This is a genomic window from Acinetobacter sp. YH12102 (assembly GCF_013419125.1).
Taxonomy (GTDB): domain Bacteria; phylum Pseudomonadota; class Gammaproteobacteria; order Pseudomonadales; family Moraxellaceae; genus Acinetobacter; species Acinetobacter pseudolwoffii.
Map to the genome: position 1 here is coordinate 1 of NZ_VPAS01000037.1, position 6224 is coordinate 6224.

Consider the following 6224-nt stretch of genomic DNA (forward strand, 5'->3'; position numbering starts at 1 on the left):
ATACCAGCGCACAGCCCAAAGAATGATTTCGCCCTGAAAATGCCGACCATGGAAAGGATTCATATGCTGCACCTTTAGCTAAAACAGTCTTCAGCTTACCATTCGTGGTTATTTGCAACAGTGCCGTCAGATAAATACTGATAAGCGTCTCAGTTCAACGGTTTTCTGCCACCTCTACTTCAGCTCAATGACTAAAATCAGGAGAGACAACTTTAAAATCACCACGACCAGTCTATTTTCAGCTACCTATTTTGAACTCATTTATTCATGCGTTATCACACAAAGAGATGAGCCTTTCGGTCTTTTCAGCATTGGAAATTATTTTACCACTGCCTCTACTTCTTTGAGCATGGCTTGCATGCCGCCCAGACTGTCGTTGATCAAATACCAGGTGCTAGAATCCAGAAAAACAATATGATCGTTTTTAGCCGCCTTGGTCTGTCTGACTAGATTATTGTCCAGTACCTTGCGTGCACCCCCGTCACCTTCGGTAATCGCCGCACTGCGGTCAATCACAAACAGGTAGTCCGGATTCTTTTCGGCGATAAATTCATGCGATACCGACATGCCATGCGTCCCCACCTTGATACTTGGGTCGGCTGGCTGGAAACCGTACAGGTCATGAATCAGGCCAAAACGTGAACCGACCCCATAGGCAGAGAGTTTGTTGTTATTGACCAGAATCACCAAGGCAGTTTTATCCTTGGTTTTTTCCTGCAGGGCATCGATGTCTTTAGACAGCGTAGCCAGCTGCTGCTCGGCTTCAGCACGTTTGCCCAGCATATCCGCAATATTCAAGGTATGCTGGCTGAAAGAATTAAAACGGTCGCGATAATCCACCTGATTGAAATACACCGGGGCAATCCCCTGAATCTGGCCCATCAAGTTTTCCATGCGTCCACTCATTAAAATGAGCTGCGGCTGGCTTTCGGCAATTTTTTCCAGATTGGGTTCCTTCGCTGTACCGACATCGATATAGCTCTTGTTATTAAACTGCTGCAGCGCTGCCGGTAACGGAGTGCCTTGCGGCAGCGCCACCACTTTATCACTGCCGCCCAAAGTATGGATGGTATTTAAGGAGTTCGTATCCAGCACCGTGATCCGGCTTAATTCTTTGGGAATACTGATTTTACCGGCCTGACTCTCGAACTGCTGCATTTCAGATGTCGTGTTCTGGCCAGAAGGTGCATCCGTCGGACTGCATGCGGCCAAAAGACCGGTGACAAGCAGTACAGATACGCTGGTTTTGAATTGCATGGATGTCTCCTAACTAATAAAATACAGGCCCAGCTGATGTTGCTGGATTTGCTGAATCGGAATATGAAAATCGAAAATATCCTGCAGAATATCTTCATGCATGATCTGCTGCGGTGTGCCCTGATAGACCAGCTCACCGTGTTTCATGGCAATGATCTGGTTGGCATAGACCGAAGCAAAATTGATATCGTGAATCACCACAATGATGGATTTACCATGATTGACGCACAGGTCCTTAAGCACCCGCATGATCTGGGCTGAATGTTTCATGTCCAGATTATTGAGCGGCTCATCCAGCAGGATATATTTGGTGTCCTGCGCTAATACCATGGCAATATAAGCACGCTGGCGTTGTCCACCTGACAGTTCACTCAGTTGCTGGTGTCGCATCGGCTCCAGTTCCATATATTGAATGGACTGGTCAATCATCTGATGATCCTGAGCAGTCAGATGGCCATGTGAATAGGGAAAGCGTCCAAATGCCACCAGATCTTCAACCGAAAGACGCAATTCGGTATGGTTGGCCTGTTTTAAAATCGCCATTTTCTTGGCAATCTCGGCATTTTTCATCTGTTGCAAATTTTCCCCGTCCAGCATCACCTGACCCGCATCCGGGTTCATCAGCCGGCTCATGATGCCGAGCAGGGTACTTTTACCGGCACCGTTCGGCCCAATAAAGGCTGTGAACTGTCCTTCACCGATGTCGAGAGACACCTGCCTGACCACGGTTTTCTCATGATAATGCTTGCTGATATGTTCTAAGACAATTGCCATTTTTTATTGTCCTTCAATAAGATCCAAAAAAAGTAGAGTCCGCCGACAAAGTTAATGATGACACTGAGCGTAGTGCGCAAATTCAGTAGATGCAGCACAATAAACTGCCCGATCAACAGGACCAGTAACGAAACCAGGATCATGCCGGGAAGCAGAATCTGATGGCGATGGGTTTTAAAAATTTCCAGACTGATATTCAGAACCAAGAGACCGAGGAACATCATCGGACCGGCCAAAGCCGTAGCTGAAGCCAGAGCCAGCACCACCAGAATCAGCGAGATACGGCTCTCGCGATCATAATTGAGTCCCAGATTGAGCGCATGATCGCGGCCCAGTGCCATGACATCAAAAATCCGCACCTTTAGCAGACAATAGATCAGGATTGGCAGAATGGTCAGCGTCGACAGGATCAGCGGTTCGACTCTAACGAAATTGAAGCTGGCAAAGCCGGCATAGGCGGCGACCTGAAACTCATCCGGATCGAGCAGTACCTGAATATAGGTGGCCATACTGTCAAATAAGGTGGCACAGATCAGTCCGACCAGCAGTAGGAAATAGATATTCTTTTCCGCCACTTTTTTGAAAATAAAATGATAAAGCAGCAGGGCAAAGGCCAGCATCAGCGCCAGTGAAATAAAATAATCAGCCACAATATTCAGTGACAGCAGGGCGCTGGCACCAAAAATATAAATAATCAGGTTTTTGGACAGCTCATACAGTTTGTCGAGTCCCAGCGCCTGTGGGGTAACCACCCGGTTATTGACGATACTGTGGAAAATAAGGGTTGAAATTCCCACCGCCGTGCCGGCAACCACTATGCCGCATACCGTTTTAAAACGCAGACCGAGTGAATAGCGCCATGCCGGACCCAGATCCCAGCAGAGATACAGCAGCAGACTGGCCAATACCGCACAGCTCAGCAGCACTAATTTGGCCGAATTAGACATGACGATAACTCCGTAGTAACAGCCACAGGAAAATCACGCTGCCAAATACCCCCATAATCAGACTGATCGGGATTTCATAAGGATAGATCAAAATACGGCCGATAACATCACAGATGAGCACCAGCAAGGCACCCAGTAAAGCCGTCGGTGCCAAGGTTTTACTTAGATTATCGCCCAGATACAAGCTGACAATATTCGGTACAATCAGGCCCAAGAAGGGAATCGCACCGACAGTAATCACGACAACGCCGGTAATGATCGACACTAGAATCAGGCCGATAAATAAGGTCTGGTGATAATTCAGCCCCAGATTAGAAGCAAAATCCTGTCCCAGGCCAGCCAATAAAAAACGCTGGGCAAATAGGTAAATGATCAAAAACAGCGGTACACTGAGATAGATCAGTTCATATTGCCCGTTTAAAATGGTGGAAAAATCTCCCTGTAACCAGCCGGCAAGGCTCTGTAGCAGATCCATTTGCAGGGCAATAAAGGTGGTAAAGGCAGAAATAATACTGCCGAAGATCATGCCGACCAGTGGCACAAATACAGTATCCCGATGTTTCAGCCGCGATAAAATCGCCATAAAGCCCATTGCCCCGAGCAGGGTGACTACAATCGCAAAACCAGTTTTTAGAAAAATCGATGCAGTTGGCAGCAGAATAATTGAAACCAGTACCCCGAGACGGGCACAGTCATATAATCCGGCTGTGGTCGGGGAGACAAAGCGATTGCGGCTCAAGGTCTGCATGATCAGGCCGCAAACACTCAGCCCCGCACCGGCAATCAATATGGCCATCAAACGTGGGAAACGGCTGGTCCAGAACAGTTGCCAGTCATGTGCCTGACCTTGTAATAGACCCTGCCAGCTCATATCTCCGACACCGACTGACAAAGATAATCCTGCACAGAGCAGGAGTAGGATCAGCAGATAGCGGAATTTTTTCATGGAATTTTCATCAGGAATCAGGCGATATAAATATAAAAAAGCGCATCACTATGCAGTGATCTTTTTACTTAATGAAGATCATAATTTGATCATGAATCAAACTATTGAGAGTAAAATAGAGCTAAAGCTTAACGGGATAATGAATGTTAATCATTCTCACTATTGTAAGTTAATGTAAATAAAAACAGAGGTGAAGGCCGTTTAAGCGACGCAGCATTTCATTTTTGCAACGATAAAACTGGAAAAAATTGATGTCATGGTGCTCAAAAATTTTCTAATGAGTTAGGAAGGTATTGAAATTGGAGAAAGAAATACAGCGCCTACTAGCAAATATGGTCATTGGAGGAATGATCTCATAACCCTTGTTATGGCTGTTTTATGACCAGTACTGTGTCCCGATAGATAAATGAAAAGAAAGCTTCCTGACCCATTATAGTGAGCAATTTTTAGCAGAACTATTCAGGCTTACTGGCTTTGTTGCACAAACCTAGCATCAAAAGCTTATTCAGCAATATAATTTCAAAATGAATAAGCCTGCCTCTAAAATCTACCGTACAACCAATTGGTCATCCTATAACCGAGCCTTAATTAACCGAGGTAATATTTCCATTTGGTTTGATCCAAAGACTCAGTGGTATGCACAATCACAAGGCAAGCAAGGTCGAAATCAAACCTACTCCGATACAGCGATTCAATGCTGCTCAATGATCAAATTACTATTCCGACTCTCTTTACGTATGGTCACAGGTTTTGTTCAAAGTCTGATTAAACTCTCCGGATTAGATTGGACAGCTCCGGATTATTCCACCCTTTGTCGTAGACAAAAGCATATTGATATTGCGATTAGCTATCAAAAAAGTAGTGATGGACTGCATCTACTCGTAGACTCTACTGGTTTGAAGTTTCTTGGTGAAGGTGAATGGAAACGCAAGAAACATGGGGCTGAATATCGTCGCCAATGGCGTAAGCTTCACATTGCTATGGATGCTAAAACCCTGCAAATACGTGCAGTACAACTCACCACAAATAATGTCAGTGATTCTCAAGTACTCGAAGATTTACTTGCTCAAATTCCCTTGGATGAACCAATTGATTCTGTTTATACAGATGGTGCTTATGACACAAAGCACTGCCGACAAGTCATTTTAGATCGAGATGCACATGCGATCATTCCACCTAGAAAGAATGCAAAGCCTTGGAAGGATCAGCAAGCGAGGTCTATAGAGCGGAATGAATTATTAAAGACAGTCAAACGGCTAGGCAGATCGCTTTGGAAAAAGTGGTCTGGTTATCACCGTCGAAGTTTGGTTGAAACCAAGATGCATTGCATCAAATTATTAGGCGATAAATTAACAGCGCGGAGTTTTCCAAGTCAGGTGAATGAGATCCATGCACGCATGGCAGTTTTGAATAAATTCACAGAATTAGGTCGCCCTCATACCCAAGTTGTCTCTTAAATTTGAGTAGCTTAAGGGAAATCAGCCTTTCAAACCTTTATGCAACAAAGCCGGCTTGAACAGCAAGATGAACCTACACAAGAGAAGGTCCTAGCTGCCCTGGTTGTTCTACAGCAGCAGGGACCGAGTTTAGGCCGTCCTTTAGTAGATACTGTGTATGAGTCTAAATTTACCAATATGAAAGAACTGCGTGTTCAACATCGCGGTAGACCCTTAAGAGCTTTCTTCGCATTTGATCCCTTACGACAGGCTATTGTTCTATGTATTGCTGATAAAGGCGGTAAAAAGCGTTTTTATAAAGACATGCTGGATATTGCAGATGAACAATACCAACTTCATCTCACTACCCTAGGAGATAAATCTAATGGCTAAGACTCTGCAAGAATTGTTAGCTAGCCGCTCTCCAGAGAGCCAAGCCCGTATTCAAAAAATGGCTGATGAATTACTGCTAGAAAATCAGCTTCATCTTATTCGTGAAGAACTCGAAATTTCTCAAAAAGAGCTTGCTGAAACTTTGGGAATAAAACAGCCATCGCTTTCAGCAATAGAAAATCGTGGCAATGATCTTAAGATTTCAACCATGAAAAAGTATGTTGAGGCAATGGGAGGGAAGCTCCGTATTGATGTAGAGCTTCCAACAGGAAAACATATAGGATTCAACGTTATGCTCCTGAAATAGAAAAACGTTTACGCTGGTATTGGCGTAATCCTACAGATCTGAGCTCGTGGCATATTGATGAAACCTATGTAAAAGTGAATGGACGATGGTCTTATCTGTATCGTGCAGTCGATCAACGTGGCGATACCATTGATTTTTATCTTTCTTCTAGACGTAATACCAAA

General features: G+C 44.7%; 7 protein-coding genes and 1 pseudogene. 4 read left to right on the plus strand and 4 right to left on the minus strand.

Features of this window, described 5'->3' with window-relative positions; translation table 11 throughout:
• Window positions 1-318: 318 nt before the first annotated feature.
• Genes FTU42_RS14480 through FTU42_RS14495 form a run of 4 tightly spaced genes read right to left on the minus strand, consistent with a single transcriptional unit; the run spans window position 319 to window position 3924 of the window.
• Window positions 319-1257, minus strand: coding sequence for a siderophore ABC transporter substrate-binding protein (locus tag FTU42_RS14480; protein ID WP_104510428.1), 939 nt, complete (start codon window positions 1255-1257; stop codon window positions 319-321).
• A 9-nt stretch (window positions 1258-1266) separates the two neighbouring features.
• Window positions 1267-2031, minus strand: a complete 765-nt coding sequence (locus FTU42_RS14485) for an ABC transporter ATP-binding protein (protein WP_100329936.1) — start codon at window positions 2029-2031, stop codon at window positions 1267-1269.
• Window positions 2016-2978: an iron chelate uptake ABC transporter family permease subunit gene (locus FTU42_RS14490; RefSeq protein WP_005096087.1), complete on the minus strand. Its 963-nt coding sequence runs from the start codon at window positions 2976-2978 to the stop codon at window positions 2016-2018. Before FTU42_RS14490 ends, FTU42_RS14485 begins: the two co-directional genes overlap by 16 nt.
• Window positions 2971-3924 (minus strand): ABC transporter permease, encoded by a 954-nt coding sequence (locus FTU42_RS14495; protein WP_005096088.1) that lies wholly within the window; start codon window positions 3922-3924, stop codon window positions 2971-2973. Before FTU42_RS14495 ends, FTU42_RS14490 begins: the two co-directional genes overlap by 8 nt.
• A 524-nt stretch (window positions 3925-4448) precedes the next feature.
• On the opposite strand from FTU42_RS14495, the gene FTU42_RS14500 reads away from it, so the two are divergent.
• The 4 genes and pseudogenes from FTU42_RS14500 to FTU42_RS14515 all read left to right on the plus strand — a co-directional run.
• Complete coding sequence (locus FTU42_RS14500; RefSeq protein ID WP_180073018.1) at window positions 4449-5381, plus strand: IS5 family transposase; 933 nt, start codon at window positions 4449-4451, stop codon at window positions 5379-5381.
• 39 nt (window positions 5382-5420) lie between these two features.
• Complete coding sequence (locus tag FTU42_RS14505; RefSeq protein ID WP_180083689.1) at window positions 5421-5753, plus strand: type II toxin-antitoxin system RelE/ParE family toxin; 333 nt, start codon at window positions 5421-5423, stop codon at window positions 5751-5753.
• Complete coding sequence (locus tag FTU42_RS14510) at window positions 5746-6060, plus strand: helix-turn-helix domain-containing protein (protein ID WP_140992512.1); 315 nt, start codon at window positions 5746-5748, stop codon at window positions 6058-6060. The genes FTU42_RS14505 and FTU42_RS14510 overlap by 8 nt, the downstream gene beginning before the upstream one ends.
• Window positions 6036-6224 (plus strand): annotated as a pseudogene (locus FTU42_RS14515) (DDE-type integrase/transposase/recombinase); the annotation flags it as partial. The gene FTU42_RS14510 and the pseudogene FTU42_RS14515, both read left to right, overlap by 25 nt.

Excerpts from the sequence above, each read along its gene's own strand:
- FTU42_RS14480 (WP_104510428.1), bottom strand. The coding sequence starts at position 1,257 with ATGCAATTCAAAACCAGCGTATCTGTACTGCTTGTCACCGGTCTTTTG.
- FTU42_RS14485 (WP_100329936.1), bottom strand. The coding sequence starts at position 2,031 with ATGGCAATTGTCTTAGAACATATCAGCAAGCATTATCATGAGAAAACC.
- FTU42_RS14490 (WP_005096087.1), bottom strand. The coding sequence starts at position 2,978 with ATGTCTAATTCGGCCAAATTAGTGCTGCTGAGCTGTGCGGTATTGGCC.
- FTU42_RS14495 (WP_005096088.1), bottom strand. The coding sequence starts at position 3,924 with ATGAAAAAATTCCGCTATCTGCTGATCCTACTCCTGCTCTGTGCAGGA.
- FTU42_RS14500 (WP_180073018.1), top strand. The coding sequence starts at position 4,449 with ATGAATAAGCCTGCCTCTAAAATCTACCGTACAACCAATTGGTCATCC.
- FTU42_RS14505 (WP_180083689.1), top strand. The coding sequence starts at position 5,421 with ATGCAACAAAGCCGGCTTGAACAGCAAGATGAACCTACACAAGAGAAG.
- FTU42_RS14510 (WP_140992512.1), top strand. The coding sequence starts at position 5,746 with ATGGCTAAGACTCTGCAAGAATTGTTAGCTAGCCGCTCTCCAGAGAGC.